Origin of the sequence: Mesorhizobium sp. M1D.F.Ca.ET.231.01.1.1 (genome assembly GCF_003999155.2) — a bacterium.
Lineage (GTDB): Bacteria > Pseudomonadota > Alphaproteobacteria > Rhizobiales > Rhizobiaceae > Mesorhizobium.
Genome location: NZ_RZOZ02000282.1, coordinates 1 through 283, shown reverse-complemented (window position 1 = coordinate 283; position 283 = coordinate 1). Strand labels below are relative to the sequence as shown.

The window sequence follows — 283 nt, the reverse complement described above, 5'->3', positions numbered from 1 at the left end:
AATAATCCTGCCAGCAAATCCGGAGGCATAAAGTGAGCGAACGCGTAGCATTCAATTGGCAGGATCCTTTCCTGCTCGAAGACCAACTGACTGACGACGAGCGGATGATACGCGACGCCGCGGCCGCCTTCGGCAAATCGGAGCTTTTGCCGCGTATCTCCGAAGCCTATCTTTCTGAAACCACCGAGCCGGAACTGTTCCGCCTGATGGGCCGGCAAGGCCTTCTCGGCGTTACCCTGCCGGAAGAATATGGCGCGGCGAATGCGAGCTATGTGGCCTATGG

Annotated in this window: 1 protein-coding gene; it reads left to right on the top strand. The window is 57.6% G+C overall.

The window, feature by feature from the left end; translation table 11 throughout:
* Positions 1-32: 32 nt before the first annotated feature.
* A partial coding sequence (locus EN874_RS33305) for an acyl-CoA dehydrogenase family protein (protein WP_189396767.1) occupies positions 33-283 on the top strand: 251 nt, incomplete at its 3' end.